General features: G+C 65.9%; 13 protein-coding genes. 3 read left to right on the top strand and 10 right to left on the bottom strand.

The genetic code is table 11. The annotated features are described in order from the left end of the window. Positions 1-127 precede the first annotated feature (127 nt). From JTE92_RS21020 to JTE92_RS20995, 6 genes are all read right to left on the bottom strand, one after another. A complete protein-coding gene (locus tag JTE92_RS21020) occupies positions 128-1732 on the bottom strand; it encodes a GMC oxidoreductase (RefSeq protein WP_063238815.1) in 1605 nt (534 codons plus the stop codon). Then, complete coding sequence (locus JTE92_RS21015; RefSeq protein WP_239477838.1) at positions 1729-3528, bottom strand: preprotein translocase subunit YajC; 1800 nt, start codon at positions 3526-3528, stop codon at positions 1729-1731. Before JTE92_RS21015 ends, JTE92_RS21020 begins: the two co-directional genes overlap by 4 nt. Positions 3529-3798: 270 nt before the next feature. After that, entirely contained in the window at positions 3799-4263 is a 465-nt protein-coding gene (locus tag JTE92_RS21010) for a (2Fe-2S)-binding protein (RefSeq protein ID WP_063238817.1), read from the bottom strand. Continuing rightward, positions 4232-6553, bottom strand: a complete 2322-nt coding sequence (locus JTE92_RS21005) for a xanthine dehydrogenase family protein molybdopterin-binding subunit (protein ID WP_063238818.1) — start codon at positions 6551-6553, stop codon at positions 4232-4234. The genes JTE92_RS21010 and JTE92_RS21005 overlap by 32 nt, the downstream gene beginning before the upstream one ends. A 205-nt stretch (positions 6554-6758) precedes the next feature. Further along, positions 6759-8135, bottom strand: a complete 1377-nt coding sequence (locus JTE92_RS21000; protein ID WP_063238819.1) for an MFS transporter — start codon at positions 8133-8135, stop codon at positions 6759-6761. 168 nt (positions 8136-8303) lie between these two features. After that, the gene (locus JTE92_RS20995) at positions 8304-9491 is read right to left on the bottom strand and encodes a 4-hydroxybenzoate 3-monooxygenase (RefSeq protein ID WP_063238820.1); all 1188 of its coding nucleotides are present in this window, start codon (positions 9489-9491) and stop codon (positions 8304-8306) included. Between the two features lie 363 nt (positions 9492-9854). On the opposite strand from JTE92_RS20995, the gene JTE92_RS30525 reads away from it, so the two are divergent. Both JTE92_RS30525 and JTE92_RS20985 read left to right on the top strand, forming a co-directional pair. After that, on the top strand, positions 9855-10745 hold the full coding sequence (locus tag JTE92_RS30525; protein WP_063238821.1) for a helix-turn-helix domain-containing protein: 891 nt from the start codon (positions 9855-9857) through the stop codon (positions 10743-10745). A gap of 234 nt (positions 10746-10979) precedes the next feature. After that, on the top strand, positions 10980-12221 hold the full coding sequence (locus tag JTE92_RS20985; RefSeq protein ID WP_063238822.1) for an NAD(P)/FAD-dependent oxidoreductase: 1242 nt from the start codon (positions 10980-10982) through the stop codon (positions 12219-12221). Between the two features lie 65 nt (positions 12222-12286). Here the strand turns inward: JTE92_RS20985 and JTE92_RS20980 are convergent, their stop codons facing one another. Continuing rightward, positions 12287-12619, bottom strand: coding sequence for a DUF3307 domain-containing protein (locus JTE92_RS20980; protein ID WP_063238823.1), 333 nt, complete (start codon positions 12617-12619; stop codon positions 12287-12289). Here JTE92_RS20980 and JTE92_RS20975 point away from each other — a divergent pair. Then, entirely contained in the window at positions 12618-13010 is a 393-nt protein-coding gene (locus JTE92_RS20975) for a GSU2403 family nucleotidyltransferase fold protein (protein WP_306431153.1), read from the top strand. The genes JTE92_RS20980 and JTE92_RS20975 overlap by 2 nt on opposite strands. A 76-nt stretch (positions 13011-13086) precedes the next feature. Here JTE92_RS20975 and JTE92_RS20970 read toward each other — a convergent pair whose 3' ends face one another. From JTE92_RS20970 to JTE92_RS20960, 3 genes are all read right to left on the bottom strand, one after another. Then, complete coding sequence (locus JTE92_RS20970) at positions 13087-13584, bottom strand: hypothetical protein (protein ID WP_063238824.1); 498 nt, start codon at positions 13582-13584, stop codon at positions 13087-13089. Positions 13585-13748: 164 nt separating this feature from the next. Then, positions 13749-14774, bottom strand: coding sequence for a tripartite tricarboxylate transporter substrate binding protein (locus JTE92_RS20965; RefSeq protein WP_232353287.1), 1026 nt, complete (start codon positions 14772-14774; stop codon positions 13749-13751). Between the two features lie 113 nt (positions 14775-14887). Then, the gene (locus JTE92_RS20960; RefSeq protein WP_232353284.1) at positions 14888-16276 is read right to left on the bottom strand and encodes an amidohydrolase family protein; all 1389 of its coding nucleotides are present in this window, start codon (positions 16274-16276) and stop codon (positions 14888-14890) included. Between the last annotated feature and the right edge of the window lie 158 nt (positions 16277-16434).

Genomic DNA, 16434 nt, shown 5'->3' with positions numbered 1-16434 from the left:
CGCCCGGTAAGCCGTCCGGTAAGCCGTCCGCCAGCCAACTCGCTCAATAGAATTGCTCGGCAGCGGACGGATTGCTCCCCTTTGGGGGAGCATCTGCCCTTTGCGGGTCATGCGCCACAAGCCAGCGTCAGCCCTGCTCGCGCAAGAGCATGGTCACGTTGCGCTCCGCCAGCGCTGCAATCGTGCGCGAAGGGTTCAGGCCCAGCGGACGCGGGACGATCGCACCGTCCATGACATACAGTCCCTCGTAGCCAAATACCCGGCCCCACGCATCGACGACGCCGTCCGCGAGGGATGCCCCCATGTTGCAGCCTCCCAGCGGGTGCGGCGTGATCAGGTTGTGCCAGCGTCGCCAGGTGAGCGGCACCCACGGATCCCCGCCGGTCGCTTCCGAGAGCCGCGTGTGCGCGGCAATCATGGACTCGATGACAGCCACCGAGGCCTGATAGGACCAGTCGAGCCGCAGTACCCGACGCCACGGCGCGTACCACGTGCGGCCCAGCCTCAGCCGGCCATCGCCAGGGTCCACGCCCTGCCCGAACCAGGGCATCATCCGCTCGACCGGATCGCCGTCGTCGAACAGCTCCCCTACCTCCTTCCACACCGCGCGCAGCTTGCGCGAACGCGTTCTTTTCATGTGGCGCCGGATGAAGTTGCCTGCGAGGTTCGGGATGCCGCCGTCCTCCACGAAGAGCGCCTGTCCGTTCGGGCCGCCGTGGTCCAGCAGGTCGATTGCGGCAGAGATGGTCACGCCATGAGAAGGAGAGATCGTCCTGTTGCCATACCAGGCAGGCGTCACGAAGTCGCCGTTGTGAGCCCAGCCATATCCCAGCCGCGGTGAAAGCCCGGGCAGCGTGCGATGCTGATCCCTGCAGCGCAGCAGCAGCTCGGTGCTGCCGATAGAACCGGCGGCCAGGATCACCCGGGCGGCCGTGACTTCACCGGGGCTCGTGGTCTGGTCTTCGGGGTCGATTTTCCGGAAGCATATCCGCCAGCCCTGCTCCAGCGGCTCGAGCCTGTCCACCAGGTGCAAGGGACGGATCTCGGCGCCGTTGTCTTCGGCCACCGCCAGGTAGTTCAGGTCCAGCGTATTCCTGGCCGACACCTGGCACCCGACGTCGCAGTTGCCGCAATGGACACAAGTGCCCTGCCACCGTCCATGCCGGTTCAGGAATCGCTCTGAATGCCGGTCATCGCGGGCGTCTGGCCGCGCCGGGTCCCAGTCGCTGGAAAACGACACCGCCAGCGGCAGTTTGCGGAATCGCCCGCCCCAGCCGCAGGCTTCCGCCCCCTCGCGCAATAGCCGGGTTCGCACGCTCAGCTGGTTATCCGGCACTGCGCTCACGTCGAGCATGCGCCCGACTTCCTCGTAATGGGGCTGCAGGCCGGCATAGGTCACGTCTTCCGGCCAGCCCTGCTGGAACGCCTCTGGCCTGGCTTCCACGGAAACGTTGGCGTAGATCAGCGAGCCACCGCCGACTCCCGCCCCGGCGATGACCCAGACATCGGAGAAGGTCCGGATATCGGCCCAGCCACTGAAGCGGTGTGCGCGCTCCTGGTTCCACAGCCAGGGGTCATTCTCGTCGCGCGGATAGTTTGCCGGGCTCCAGCGCCGGCCGCGCTCGAGCACCAGCACCTTGCGGCCGGCCTGCGCGAGCCTGCAGGCCGAGACCGCGCCGCCGAAGCCGCTGCCGATGACGACGACATCGTAAGCCAGCGCATTGCGCGTCATGCCGCCCCCTGTCGCCGGATGATGACGGCTTTTTCCTCGATCATCTGCACCGCCTCCGGCGGCGATACCTCACCGTCCGCCGGCACGAACCGCGGGCCGCTTGCGCCGGGCTGGGCGCGCACACGCCAGGTGCTGCGGACCTTCGTCACTTGCCTGACACCTTCTCCCAGCTTCCAGCGACGGCAAACCCTTTCCAGCTTGAGCGGGTAGATCGTCAATTGCCCGCCCTCGAACCGCATCCGCAGGAAGCACTTGTAATCGGCGATGCGCTGGGACGAGAACACCTCCTCCGGGTGCAGGCGCCACAAGGCGTTGCCCAGCACCATCCATACGCCGAACAGCAGGCCGCCGGCGGCCCCGCCCAGCACCATGGCCTCGATGAGGAAAAACAGGATGGGTGGCGGATTGTCAGCGCCAAAGCCATGGAGGTTGAAACGCGTGATGAGCCATAGCAGGGCGATCGCCAGTGCCAGGTGCAGCAGCCCGTGCAACGCGCCGACAAGGCACGCCAGCCCGACGCCGCGCCTGACATTCCTGGTCGACAGCGCAGCACAGGTCGCGACGATCGCCGCCGCGTACACCACCGAAGCCGGGCTATGCGCCATGACCCGGAACAGCTCGCCATACACCGCGCCGATATTCCCGAATGTCACCTCGAGACCGGCCAGCCATTGCACGAAGCCGCGCTGGCCAGGGCCAGGCGCGACCGCCAGGCTCGCGCTCTGGACGATCCAGTCGAACAGCAGGTACAGGATGGCCACCAGTGCGCAGAACGAGAGGTTGCGCGCGGGCAGTTGCCACGCGCGATTGCGCAGTTGCCGGGACGTCTCCTTCTCCGGATACACGGACTGCAGCGCATACGCCTGTTTAGCCGCGCCCACGACGATGGGCCGCGGCGGATCCGGCAACTGGTGCGTGCCGTGGAGAAACGCGCCCCCGCCACCGCAGGTGATGCGATGCGGCCCCGCCGTGCCCGCGCTCGGCACGTAATGCGCGTAGTGGTGCGCATTGCCGGCCAGCACCAGCGCGAGCCGGTCGCCCAGCATCCCCTCGATTTCGCTCAGGCTGCGGAAGCGCGGCGTCTTGGTCTCGATCGACGGCACGGCCCGCCGCTCCCCGCGGCGCACGCGCTCCATCTCGTCAATCCAGCTCGGCTCGGGCGCGCAGAGCACGACAAGGTCACCGGGCTGCAGTTCCGTGACCATCTTCTGGAAGTATTCGCGCTGCGGCCGGTCGATTTCCGATTCCAGTTGCAGGTCCAGCCCCCAGATCCACCAGCCGCCGGGCAACTGCAGGGCATAGTAGCCCGTGCGCTGGCGTGTCTCCCAGCCGCCCACGGGCTTGCCGCTGCAGAACAGCCGGGCGAAGCCGCGCAGGCCATCGTACCAGTCGTGATTGCCTGGCGTGGCGACCATCCACGGCGCATCCGGCAACTTGATCGGCTGGTCGTCGTATGCAGGGCCCGCCGACTCGACCGGCGCAGGAAACGCCGCGCGAAACGGGTCGACAAAGCGCGTCCGATAGCCATCATGCGCAGGGGTCGGATACACCTGGTCGCCCCCGAGCAGCAGCACCTTGGCCCGCGGCAGCGTCACGCCCGGCTCGCGCAGCGTGACCGCGTGACTGACGCACAGCGCCATGGAATACGACGCGTCCCAGCCATCGCCGGTGTCGGCCAGGTAGTCGACCCAGACCCCGCCGCCCTCGTCGGCCGGCACGGGGATCGGCGGATTCGGATTCAGGGTGGTAAGCGCAGCCTGCACCATGCGCTGGTCGGCAAAGGTGCCGACCGCCATCGCCACGGCAACGCGCATGGCGGTGAACGGAAGCTGCAGCGGGCTCAGCCAGTTGACCATGGTTCGTTGCGTATAAAGCTCCACGCGTCCGGTCGCAGCGGGCGCGGACGGGATCGCCGCGGCGCCGGCGGCATGGGCCGCCGGTTGCGACCCGCCCGGACAGGGCGACCCTGGTGCTGGCCCGGAATGCTTCATCGCCGTCCTCCCCAAGACTTCCAGCTCGTCTGCACGGCATTGCGGCCACGCGCGACTGTCGGCAGCGATGCTGCCTCAGCCTCTCAACATCTCCACGGCTGCCGCAATGGCCCGCCTGATCCGCGTATACGTGCCGCAACGGCAGAGCACGCAGCTCATCTGGTCGACGATCTCGGTTTCCTTCGGATTGCGGGTGCGCCTGAGCAGCGCGCTCGCTGCCATCAGTTGCGCGCTCTGGCAGTAGCCGCACTGCACGACCTCGTGCTTGAGCCAGGCCGCCCGCAGGGCGCTCGCCTCGGGGCCGTCGAGTCCTTCGATGGTGACGATCCGCTTGCCTGCCATCTCGCTCGCCTGGTGCTGGCACGACAGCAGCATCTTGCCGTCGACATGCACCGCGCAGGCGCCGCACACGCCCACGCCGCAGCCGAACTTGGTGCCCGTCAGCTTCAGCTCGCAGCGCAGCACCCACAACAGCGGCGTGCAGCCGTCAGAGCGGATGTCGACGCGCTTACCGTTGACACTGAGCTGTTGGTCTGGCATCGCAGGCTCCGGAAGGCGGCAGGGTCTTCAGCAACGGCAGGTCGCGCAGGCGTTCGCCGGTCGCCTGGAACAAGGCGTTCGCCACCGCCGGCGCGATCGGCGGCGTGGTGGACTCGCCCACGCCCTGTGGCGGGCCCGTCGAAGGCATGACGTGCACCTGGATGTCCGGGCAATCGCGCAGGCGCATGGCCGGAAACGCGGTGTAGTAGTCCTCCTTCACCTTGCCTGCCTCCAGCGTGATCTTCTGCCACAGCGCTGCCGACAGCCCGAACACGACGCCGCCCTCTACCTGCTGCTCGATCAGGGTCGGGTTGACCGGCATGCCGCAATCGATGGCGCAGAAGACGCGATCCACGCGGACCTGCCCCGCGCTGTCCACCGACACCTCGGCGACCTGCGCCACCACGCTGCCGAACGACTCGTGCAGAGCCACCCCGCGCCCCACCTTCACCACGCCGGGCTTCTTGCGCAAGGGCTGGCCCCAGCCCGACATTTTCCCTGCCTGCTCCAGCACCGCGCGCTGGCGCTCATCCCTGAGCAGGCTCAAGCGGTAGTCGAGCGGATCCTTGCCGACCGCCGCCGCCAGCTCGTCGACAAAGCTCTCCATGAAGAAGGCATGGTGCGAGTGCCCCACCGAGCGCCAGTAGCCGACCGGAATGGCAAGATCCACGCTCTGGTGGCCGACCCACACGTCCGGCCAGTCATAAGCCTGGTCGAACGCCCCTTCCACCGTCGACTTGTCCAGCCGCGACACGAAGATGTCCGGCAGCCCGAAGTTGCGTTTCGCGGTGCTCTCCAGCACCGACTGGCTGGCCGAGATATTGCGCACGGCGATGACCTTGCGGTTCCCGTCCAGCCACGCCTCAAAGCGCGACACGCTGGCCGGACGGTAGAAGTCATGCCGCATGTCCTCGGGGCGCGACCAGATCGTCTGCACCGGCACGCCCTTGCGCTTCGCGGCGATGGCGGCCGCCTGGCAGATGAAATCGACTTCCAGCCGGCGCCCGAAGGCACCGCCGATGGATAGCTGGCGCAGTTCGACCTGGTCCGTGTCCAGCTTGAGGGTCTTCGCCACGCAGCGGCGCGCCAGCCCGGGCATCTGCGTGGCGGCCCACACGACGGCGCGGCCGTCCTCGACCAGCACCGTGCAGTTGACCGGCTCCAGCGCGGCATGCGCAAGGTATGGCGCCGAGTACAAGACCTGGATGCCGGGCTTGCCCTGCTGCATGGCGCGCCCGTCGCCATGCTCGTGCCAGACGCGCGGGCCGGAGGCGTCGAGCGCCTTCACCAGCGTGTCGCGGATGCCGTCGCTCGACAGCTTCGCCGCTTCTCCTTCGTCCCATTTGCACTGGACCTTTTCCGCCGCCTGCATGGCGATCCACGCATCGCTGGCGATCACCGCCACCCCGCCGCTGCCGCCCGGGAACGGAGGCAGCGGGACGACGTCGAGCACGCCGGGCAGCGTCTTCACGTCGTCCGGCGGGGAGCCCTGCAGCTTGCCGCCCAGCGTCGGGCACATCTGCACGCTGGCGTAGACCATCGCATCCGCCACCACGTCGATGCCGAAACTGGCCTTGCCGTGGAGCTTGGCAGGGGCATCAAGGCGCGCCGCGCGGGTGCCGATGAGCCTGTAGCTGGCCGGGTCCTTCAGTTCCACCTTGCGTGGCAAAGCCTCGCGCGCGGCAGCCGCGGCCAGTTCGCCGAAGGTGGCGCTGCGTCCCGACGGGTGCACCACCTTGCCGGCCTGCGCGCGGCATTCTTCGGCCTTGACGTCCCACTGCTTCGCCGCTGCCGCGCACAGCATCATGCGGGCGGCGGCGCCGGCCTCGCGCATCGGATGCCACAGGTCCCTGATGCTGGTGGAGCCGCCGGTGAACATCATGCCCACCTCGCGCACGCCCTTGCGCGTGAACCATTCCGCGGCGCGCCTGGGCCACCCCTTGTCGTCGGGCCGGAACGGCAGGTTAGTGACCACGCCCTCGATGTTGTTGTACAGGTTGTCGACGGGCGACGGCTCGACGCGGATCTGCGACCAGTCGGCCTCCATCTCCTCGGCCAGCAGCATGGCCGCGCCGGTATGCACGCCCTGCCCCATCTCGGCCTTGCTCATCACCACCGTCACGGTGTTGTCGGACGCCACCTTGACCCAGCCGTTCAGCGCGAACTGCCCGTCGCGCACCGGCGGCGGATCGCCCGCCAGCCGCTGGCGCGGCGGCAGCCACGCCCATCCGATCACCAGCGCACCGGCAGCGCCCGCGCCGCCAAGCAGGAAAGCCCTGCGCGTCAACATGGCAAGACCGCCAGACCGACCATCATAGGTAGCCCCCCGTGCCGCCCATGGCATGGCTATATTAGGTCGGGAAGTGGCGTAGTGCGAATGCAAACACATCGCTGGCGCCATTGCGCAACAGCCTGCACGGCCACCGCTGCCCTGCCCGTCGATCAATTTCTTTTTTGAATCAGAGGCTTAGGCTACCGCGGAAGAAGCTGGGCGATTAGTGGCCGACGGCTTCGCTCGAGTTGAAGCGCGCTGCTGACGCCCTCGGATTTGCTGCTTGTTTAATGGTCAGCGCGATGCAGGATATGAGGCCGGCAACAGCCACGATGGCGAAGATGCCGGTGAACCCGACATGCAGGCGGGCGAGCTCGGCTACCAGGAACGAACCTGCAATCCCGCCAAAGCGACCAATGCCCAGCATCCATGCGACGCCAGTACCGCGGCCGGCAGTCGGATAGAATGCCGCGGCAAGTGCTGGCATCGAGGACTGCGCCGTGTTCATGAGCACGCCGGCGAGGAAGACGACCAATACCAGCAGGCCCACATTGCCAACCGCCTGTCCGATGCCGTACACGGAGATTGCAGTCAACGCATAGCAGATGGCGATGACGCGATTGGCGTTGAACTTGTCCATCAGGACGCCGCAAAGCACAGCGCCGATACCACCCAGAGGGAACAGTGCCGAGATGAGCGTGGCCGTTTTCTGCGTCAGGCCCGCCTCTTTCAGCAGGATGGGCATCCAGTTGATCGACGCGTAGAAAATGACCAGGCCCATGAAGTAGGCCACCCACAGCATGACAGAGCCAACGGCATACTTGCGGGACAGAACCACGCGGATCCCTGCCTGGCCGGCGGTTTCAGCAGGCTCGATAGCGACAAACTCAGCCGCCTCGACGCGCGTGCCGGCGATGCGCTCAAGCGTCTGGCGAATCTTCGCCTGCGATTTCCTCTTTGCAGCCATGTAGCGAACCGACTCAGGAAGCAGAATCACAAGGAACACCAGAAGAACCAGCGGTGCCACGCCGCCAAGGTGGAGAACACTGCGCCAGCCGAAGGTCGGAATCATCCAGGCCGCCAGGAATCCACCAAAGGCTGCGCCCAGCGGGAAACCGCAGAACATCAGATTCACGATTGCGGCTCGGCGCTTGTCCGGGCAGAACTCGCTCATCAGCGTCACAGTGTTAGGCATGGCTGCCCCAAGCCCCAGGCCGGTAATGAACCGGAGAATCGTCAACTGAGTGAGCGTTCCCGCGTAACCGGATGCCAGACAGGCAACGCCAAAGATCCCGACGGAGATGATGAGCATCACCCGGCGGCCCAGGCGGTCTGAAAGCGGGCCGGCGACGAGGGCACCCCCCGCCAGGCCAAACAGGGCCGCGCTCAGCACCGGCGCAAGCGCGGGCCGGCCAATACCCCACTCAGCGATCAGGGATGGTGCGATGAAGCCAATGGCTGCCGTGTCGAAGCCGTCGAGCAGCACGATGACAAAGCACATGGCGAAGACGAACCACTGAAACGAGGAAAACGGGTGGTTATTGATAACCGCCTGCACATCTACCGCGGCGCTCGCGGTTGATTTCTGGCTTGGGGGCACGATGTCTCTCCGTATAACAACATGGAATGGAACTCGGTCTTTTTTTGACTCTATGTTCGCTATGCGTATGCCTGCTTTTTAGGTGAACTGCGGTTCATCTTGTACGAATGAGCGCACTCCCTCCCTCTCGAAGGAATGCTCTGAAAGATGGAAATCGGGAAGCTGGGTCTACGATGCGTACTGCATCGGCAGGCCAACGTAGTTCTCTGCGAGGGATGCAGCGCCGAGCGGAGAACTCGTGACGTAGTCGAGTTCGGCCATTTGCATTTGATAGCGAAAGTCGTCGTCGCCTGGGGCGCGGTGCATCAGCGACGTCATCCACCAGGAGAATCGCTGAGCCTTCCAGATGCGCTTCAGCGCCATGTCGGAGTAGCGAAGCAGCGGCTCTGAATTGCCGCGGCGGTAAAACGCTTCGAAGCCGTTCGCCAGAACCTGAACGTCCGCCGCTGCGAGATTGAGCCCCTTTGCGCCGGTAGGAGGGACCACATGTGCGGCGTCTCCCGCGAGGAACAAACGGCCGTACTGCATCGGCTCCGTCACCAGGCTCCGCATGCCTACAATGACCTTGCTGAAGATCGGTCCTTCCGCAGGTAGCCAGCCATCCCTGGTTTCCAGGCGTGCGCGGAACTCGGCCCAAATGCGGTCGTCCGACCAGTTTTGAACCTTCTCTGTGGGGTCGACCTGGAAGTACATACGTTGAATTTCCGGCGACCGGGTGGATGCAAGCGCAAATCCACGTTGGTGCTGGGCGTAAATCAACTCGTCCGATGAAGGAGGCGCCTTGCACAGAATGCCGAACCAACCGAACGGATAGACCTTCTCGTAGGTCTTCAACTTGCCCTCTGGGATACTGGGCTTCGATACACCGTTGGTACCATCACAGCCAACGATGTAGTCGCAATGAATTTCTTCCGCGGCGCCCTGGCTATTCACGTACTTTAGCCGCGGCGCGGTTGTTTCGAGGTCGTGGAGCGTGACGTTCCTTACCGCGAAGCGAATGTCGCCGCCCAACCGCAGACGAAGCGCCACAAGATCCTTGATGACCTCATGCTGCGGATACAGGTACACCGACTTGCCGCCAGTCAGCTCGGGGAAATCGATGCGCCGCGTCTGACCGTCGAAGCGCAAATGGATGCCGTCGTGGCGGAAGCCTTCGCGCTTCAGGCGCTCCCCAGCTCCGATGCGCTCCATCAGATCGACGGTTCCATGTTCGAGAATGCCAGCCCGAATCGTGGCTTCAATTGCGTCCCGGCTTCTTGATTCAAGAACGACGGACTCAATACCTGCAAGATGCAAAAGCTGCGATAGCAGCAGGCCCGCCGGGCCCGCGCCAATGATGCCTACCTGGGTGCGCACAGATGTCTCCGGCTGTATTAATCATTACGGCTTGCGTATCGATCGCGCGGCAGATGCAGATGACCTGCATTCGATGCGGATCCGAGGGGGACGCAGCCTCTTGTGTGCTGGTGAATTCTTGCACCCGGGACCATCAACCGGAATGTACGATCAAGACAAAAACTTGTACTTTTCGTGGCTATACCAACGACCTGGAAATGACTTTCAAGTGCGCATGCAGGCAGACTGTCCCGTTCGTCAGGACGCTCGACTTGCACATTCGACGCAATCACTTGTACTTTTCGAACATGCCACTGCTGACTGCCCCGACAGGAGTTATCTTCTTCGGGAAACCGCCGCCAGGATCGGAAACGGAGGAGGAACATGAAAAGCCCGCGCGTCCCCATCTACATGCTCTACGGCGAACAGGAGGTCTGGCCCATGCCGGATATGATGCATTGCGAGTCTATTGAGGCACGGAGCCGACTTCACGACTGGCACATCAAGCCGCACCAGCACGCTGGTCTGCTGCAGGTTCTCTATCTGCAGCGAGGCATCGCGCAACTCCACCTGGATGGAGAGGAGAGCGACATGGAAAGCGGACGAATGCTCCTCGTTCCGCAAAATTTCGTCCATGGCTTCAAGTTCAGCCCTGACGCCATCGGTTACGTCGTGACCGTCGCCTATCCGTTCGTCGTGAGACTGGCACAGACAATGGAGGGCGGGCCAGGCTGGTTCTCCCATCCATTCCTGCATACCGTAGGAAGCGACGAAGACAGCACTTGCCTTGCCTCCGCATTTTCTGCCTTCGTTCGCGAGTATCGGGGTGGCGCACCGCACCGGCACCTGCTGGTGGAGTCATTGCTCTCCACCGTTATCGTGCTGCTGGCAAGGAAAATTCAGCAGTGCCGACCGCAAGGTGCGCGCGGAGTGAAAGATAACCCGCTCTATCTACGCTTCACCGACTTGCTGGACCAGTGGTGGGATAAGCACTACGCGTTGGACCGCTATGCCAGGGAGCTTGGCATTACTACTGCGCATCTCAACTTTCTGTGCCGCCGCATTGCGCAGAAGTCGGCGTTGGACCTTGTACATGAACGCCTGCTCCTCGAGGCCAAGCGGAGCCTGGCGTACACCTCGATGTCCATCAGCGAGCTCTCATACGCCATCGGCTTCTCAGATCCGGCCTACTTCACCAGGTTCTTCAAACGTGAAACAGGCGAATCTCCTCGAGATTTCCGGCGGCGCCTCGAGCAGCTTAGTGGTGAAGAATAGCGGACGCTGGCCCGACGCAACCTGCCGCCCGCGGGCCGCGCCTTCGTCCGGCACCTGGCGCAAGCCATCATGCGCATCGATGCGGGTAAGTGATCGACAGGGCAAGTGCGAATCGATGGCCGAAGAAGCAATCGGGAATTCAATCCATTGCTGCCGATGCCAGTTCCGCCCCGTACGCCGGCGTTGCAGAATCGGGGCATCGGATCAACGTTGCAGGAAAGGCAGACCCCCCGCATGAGCAAAGACATCCTGGTACTCGGCGCCGGCATGATTGGCGTCTGCACGGCGCTGGCGCTGCGCCAGCGCGGCCACACGGTGGTGCTGGTCGACCGGCAGGCACCCGGCCGTGAAACCTCTTACGGCAATGCCGGCATCATCCAGCGCGAGGCGGTGCAGCCTTATGCCTTCCCGCGCGAGTGGACTGCGGTGCTGCGGGTGATGGCGCGCCAGGGCAACGATGTCCATTACCATCCGCGGGCGCTCGCCGGCCTGCTGCCGGCGCTGGTCCGCTACTGGCACGAATCGGCACCCGGCCGCTATGCGGCGACGGTCACTGCATACAGCGCGCTGATCCGGCACTGCCTGGCCGAGCACGAACGCCTGATCGCGCTGGCGGGCGCGCAGGACCTGGTCAGCAAGCAGGGATGGCTGCAGGCTTACCGCACCAGCGCGGCGTTCGACCGCGAGGCGGCAAAGGCCGCAGCGCTCTCGCGGGAGCACGGCCTCGATTGCCGGATCCTGGACGGCACCGCCCTCGCCGCCGCGGAGCCGGCCCTGCACGGGGCACTGGCCGGCGCGGTCCATTGGCGCGATCCGTGGACCGTCGCCGACCCCGGCGAGCTGGTCCACCGCTATGCCGCCTGCTACCAGAACGCCGGCGGCATCCTCAGCCGCGGCGACGCCAGTACGCTCAGGCCTGCCGGCGGCGGCTGGAGTGTGTCAACGGACGACGGCGTGGTCACGGCGCAGCATGCGGTCATTGCGCTGGGCCCGTGGACGCCGGCGCTGACCCGGCCGCTCGGATACCGGATTCCGCTGTTCGTGAAGCGAGGCTACCACCGCCACTATGCGGCCCCGGCGATGCCCAGGCTGCCGCTGCTCGATACCGAGAACGGCCTCTTGCTGGCGCCGATGAAGCGGGGCCTGCGCCTCACCACGGGCGCGGAATTCGCCCGCCACGATGCGCCGCCCACGCCGGTGCAGCTTTTGCGGGCCGAGCGCCATGCCAGCGAGTTGGTGGAGCTCGGCGCCCCCGTCGAGGACACCCCCTGGCTGGGCGCGCGGCCCTGCGTGGCCGACATGCGCCCGGTAGTGGGCCGGGCCCCGCGCCATCCGGGCCTGTGGTTCCACTTCGGACATGCGCACCAGGGCTTTACCCTCGGCCCCGCCACAGCGCGGCTGCTCGCCGAACTGATCGACGGCGAGACGCCTTACGTGGATCCCCGGCCGTACGATCCGGCCCGCTTCGGCAATTGAGCGGCGCAAGCACGAGCATGCGTGACGGCAATTGTTCAAGGCTGGCGATCCAGGATCGAGACGCGTCATGCCATCCACCACGTGATGAGCGCCCACGCGACCTTGGAGCCGTAGTGCACGAATTGGTCCAAGCGCAACGAGATCCGCTTCTCACACTTCAGCCAGTCGGTGGCCGCGTGAATCGCCGCCTCGGCGATGCCGAGCCACACATGGCCGGTGATCACGGCGACGAATCCGCCATGGATCATCGAATGGGCGAACAAGGCATGTGGCCAGAAAACCTTGCCGAGGGGCGTGTTGCGGTTTTTCCCATTGGCCAGGAAGTCACCCTGCAGGGGGTAGTCGGCGAGCGCATGGCCCACGAGGAGGTAGAACAAGGTGGTAAATGCCTCGGACATGTCACCTCCTATGGTCAGGGGACAGGGACTGGCGGTGCCCGGCCGATCGGAGGCGGCTGAACCGCGCGGTCCGCGTCGGACGAGCGCCAGACATCCTCGTATCCATCCTTCAGGTCCCCACCCGCTTCAACTGACCGACGATGAAGATGCCCTCCGGGCTGTCCAGGCGCGACGCGCCAATGTCTTGCTCGGATCAGCGCCATTCTCGGCGCCCATCGTTTCCGTCACCGGACGGATGGCTCGGATGACAACGATCAGTCCAAGCGCGTTTGTCGACTTCAAGCGTTGGATGGCATCGACCGCGGATCGTGATCCACTCAAGGTTTCCCGCGACAGGCTACAGGCCTCGATCGTCGAAGAACTCGCCAATCGCTTCCAGCCAGGGGGCTGACCAGGAGGCGGCATTGCAGGTGCCTTACCAATCTCCAGCAACGGCTATTGGCCGCTCCGGGGAACCGTGTGCGACGTCAGCGAACCTTGCCATAGCCATCAGCCGCCCAGCGGGCGGCGCTGTCCCGCGTCAGGCGAAAATCTGGCGATACCTTGACGGTCGCAATCACATCCCCGAAGGGATCCACCGCCGTAAGCGTACCGAAAGGCTCGAATTCATCCGGCGTAACGACGAGCTTCACGGTGACGGCTCCGGATTCGGTGTCGAAGCTGGTCTGCTTGTTGAGTTGCGCGTGCAGTTGCTGCTCATGCCGCCGAATGACTTCGGTGGCGGTCTTGACCAGCGTTTGGTGAGCCGTGGCATCGAGCGGCTTCGGATCGACCTTGTTGCGTCCCATGGTCCAGGGACCGACCAGCGCCGGTTCTGCGCTGCCATCCCGGATCATTTCGACAGCCCAGCCGTCGCCATCCTCGTTCTTGATCACTCGGGCAGTCCAACCCTTGTCTCGCCAAAGTCGGGGTTCGTGGATGGCTGCCGGTTCCTGCTCCGAAAGTGATTCGTCGGTGCGGTGCATGGTCTCTTGTACTGATCGCGAAACCAATATTCTATGCCTCAGGGGCCATGCTCTCAGAAAATGGCCGGCCACAGCGTGCCGGCCGAAGGTTTGGATGGCCCATGGTCCGCTTGCGCTCCCGGCATGGCGCCCTCCGCGGGCGTGCGGAGGCCGCGCCCCATGCCCTATTCGACCGCCAGCTTCCCGCTGCGCACCATCTTCGCGTAGCGCTCGATCTCCTTGTGCAGGAAGGCGCCGACCTCGGCGGGCGAGCCGCCGGCGGGCTCCGCGCCGAGCGTGGCAAAGCGCTGCCGCACGTCGCTCATGGCCTGCACCGCGGCCAGGTCGCGGTTGATCTGGAGCACGATGTCCGCGGGCACGCCCGCCGGCGCCACCACCAGGAACCAGGGCGAGAACCGGTACTCCGGCAGGCCGGCCTCGGCCATGGTCGGCACGTCGGGCAGCGCCGGCAGGCGCTTGCCCGAGGTCACCGCCAGCGCGCGCAGCTTGCCGCCCTTGATATAGCCGAGCGACGACACCACCGGATCGATCATCAGGTCCACCTGCCCGCCGACGAGGTCGGCCAGCGCAGGCGGCGCCCCCTTGTATGGCACGTGCATCAGGTTGATATGGGCCAGGCTGGCGAACTGCGCGCCGGCGATATGGCTGGTCGAGGCATTGCCGGCCGAGGCGAAGGTGAGCTTGCCGTCCCGCTGCCTGGCCAGCGCGATCAGTTCGGCGAGCGAGTTGGCAGGCACGCCGGCGTTGACCGCCAGCACGCTCGGCAGCGTCGCCAGCATGGCCACGGGCGTGAAGTCGCGTTCGGTGTCGTAGCGCAGGCGCGGATAGAGGCTCGGGTTGACGGCGTGCCCGACTGTCACCAGCAGCAGTGTGTAGCCATCCGGCGCCGACTTGGCGACGTACTCGGTGGCGATCTGCCCGCCCGCGCCCGGCCGGTTCTCCACCAGCACCGATTGCTTCCAGCCTGCGCCGAGCTTGTCGGCGACGATGCGGCCGAAAGTGTCGGCGGCCCCGCCCGGCGGGAACGGGATCACCAGCCGCACGGTCCTGGTCGGATAGGCCTGTGCGGCGGCCTGCGCCGGGCCGGCCGCCAGCAGCGGCGCGATCATGGCCAGGCAAGCGAAGGAACGGACGATATGGCGGGAAACACAGCGGAAAACATGGCGGGAAACACGGCGCGGCAAATGCATGGGTGTCACCTCTGAACGGAAAGTGTGGTTGCGTGGTCCCTGCCCTGACGCAACAGGCATGCCATCGCACGGATATATCACCTCGTGATGCAATCGATGGCGGCCGGCCGTGCTCAGGCGGCCGGCTCCCAGTAGGCGCGGCCGACATCGGCCCACAGCTCGCGGCAGGCCTGCTCGGCCTCGCGGCAGACCTCGTCCATGTCCACGCGCGTGGGCAGTCCGCCTTCGACCAGGATCTCGCCGTCGACCACCACCATCTCCACGTCGCGCCCCTGGCCGGTATGCACCAGGTTGCCGAGCGGGTTGACCAGCGGCACCAGGTGCGGCCGGCGGAAGTCCAGCATCACCAGGTCGGCGCGCTTGCCCACCTCGAGGCTGCCGAGGCGATGCGCCTGGCCCAGCGCGCGCGCGCCGCCCAGCGTGGCCATCTCGAACACATGGTGTGGCTGCCAGTCATCGGCAACGCCCCCTTCCTGCACGCGCGCGGTGACCAGCGCCCAGCGCATCAGCTCGATCATGTCGGCGTGCTGGGTGTCGGTCGCCAGCGCGATATTGATGCCGGCGCGCTTGAGCGCCGGCGTCGGCGCCAGGCGGCCGGAGGTGGCGTTGCACTTGGGGATGTGCACGGCATGCGCGCCGGCGCGCGCCATGCGCGCCATGTCGGCCTCGCTCAGGTAGATGCAGTGCCCGCCCATCAGGCGCGGCGTCAGCAGGCCGGTGTCGTCAAGGACCTCGGTGGACGTGCGGCCGGTGCGCGCCCTGACGCGCTCCACCTCGACCTGGCTCTGCCCCAGGTGCATGTTGACGCGCATGTCGCGCGCGGCGGCCAGGCCGGCGATCTCGCGCAGGAAGCTGTCGGAGCAGGTATCGACGGCATGGGCGGCAAGCTGCACCTGCACCCGCGGGTGCCCGGCCCAGCGCTCGGCCAGGTCCAGCGCGGCGCCCAGGGTGCGCGCGCCGATCGCCGGGTCGTACTCCCAATGGCCGTCGGCCACGCGGGCGAAATCCACGTCGTGGATGCGCCAGCTCGGCGCCAGCCGCACACCGAGCCCGGCCATGGCCTCGGTGGTCACGTCGGCATGGACAAAGTTGTCGCCGATCAGCGTCGAGCCGAACAGCAGCGCCTCCAGCGCGCCGAGCCGCGCGATCGCGCGCGCCTGCGCCGCGTTGACCTGCGTGCCCTTCGGTATGCCAGGCGTATAGGACGGCGCGAAGCCGGCATCGGCCGCCACGCCCCGCACCATCGACAGGATCGCGTGCGTATGCACATTGATCAGGCCGGGAATGATGACCTTGCCCGCGGCATCGATGGTGCGCGCCGCGCGTGCGCCCTGCGGCAGCGCCTGGCCGATGAAGGCGATCGCGCCGTCGCGCACGCCGAGCACCGCGTCGCGCCGCTCGGCGGGACCGTCGCCCGGGCTGAGGAGGGTGGCGTTGCGAAAGACAAGGTCGAATTCGGGAGCGGGCTCGCGCTCGGTCGGCATGGCTGGCATGGTCGGCATGGTCCGGTGGAAGTCAAACGTTGGAAGCGGCTCGAAGTATCGCGCAGCGGTGCATGGCCCTCCTTTTTGGTGCGCCATCTGCACTATTTTGGTTAACCATATTTAGTTATTCTGGTTGACCATTCTGGTTGACGATAGCGGCGAAGGCAAGAATAATC

It is taken from the genome of Cupriavidus oxalaticus (assembly GCF_016894385.1).
In the GTDB taxonomy this organism is placed as follows: Bacteria; Pseudomonadota; Gammaproteobacteria; order Burkholderiales; family Burkholderiaceae; genus Cupriavidus; species Cupriavidus oxalaticus.
This window is presented reverse-complemented; position numbering and strand designations above follow the sequence as displayed.

Bases quoted from the DNA above. Each gene is read 5' to 3' on its own strand.
- JTE92_RS21015 (WP_239477838.1), bottom strand. From the start codon at position 3,528: ATGGCGGTCGGCACCTTTGCCGACCAGCGCATGGTGCAGGCTGCGCTT.
- JTE92_RS20985 (WP_063238822.1), top strand. From the start codon at position 10,980: ATGAGCAAAGACATCCTGGTACTCGGCGCCGGCATGATTGGCGTCTGC.
- JTE92_RS21005 (WP_063238818.1), bottom strand. From the start codon at position 6,553: ATGTTGACGCGCAGGGCTTTCCTGCTTGGCGGCGCGGGCGCTGCCGGT.
- JTE92_RS20970 (WP_063238824.1), bottom strand. From the start codon at position 13,584: ATGCACCGCACCGACGAATCACTTTCGGAGCAGGAACCGGCAGCCATC.
- JTE92_RS21010 (WP_063238817.1), bottom strand. From the start codon at position 4,263: ATGCCAGACCAACAGCTCAGTGTCAACGGTAAGCGCGTCGACATCCGC.
- JTE92_RS20975 (WP_306431153.1), top strand. From the start codon at position 12,618: ATGTCACCTCCTATGGTCAGGGGACAGGGACTGGCGGTGCCCGGCCGA.
- JTE92_RS20965 (WP_232353287.1), bottom strand. From the start codon at position 14,774: ATGCATTTGCCGCGCCGTGTTTCCCGCCATGTTTTCCGCTGTGTTTCC.
- JTE92_RS21020 (WP_063238815.1), bottom strand. From the start codon at position 1,732: ATGACGCGCAATGCGCTGGCTTACGATGTCGTCGTCATCGGCAGCGGC.
- JTE92_RS20980 (WP_063238823.1), bottom strand. From the start codon at position 12,619: ATGTCCGAGGCATTTACCACCTTGTTCTACCTCCTCGTGGGCCATGCG.
- JTE92_RS30525 (WP_063238821.1), top strand. From the start codon at position 9,855: ATGAAAAGCCCGCGCGTCCCCATCTACATGCTCTACGGCGAACAGGAG.
- JTE92_RS20960 (WP_232353284.1), bottom strand. From the start codon at position 16,276: ATGCCGACCATGCCAGCCATGCCGACCGAGCGCGAGCCCGCTCCCGAA.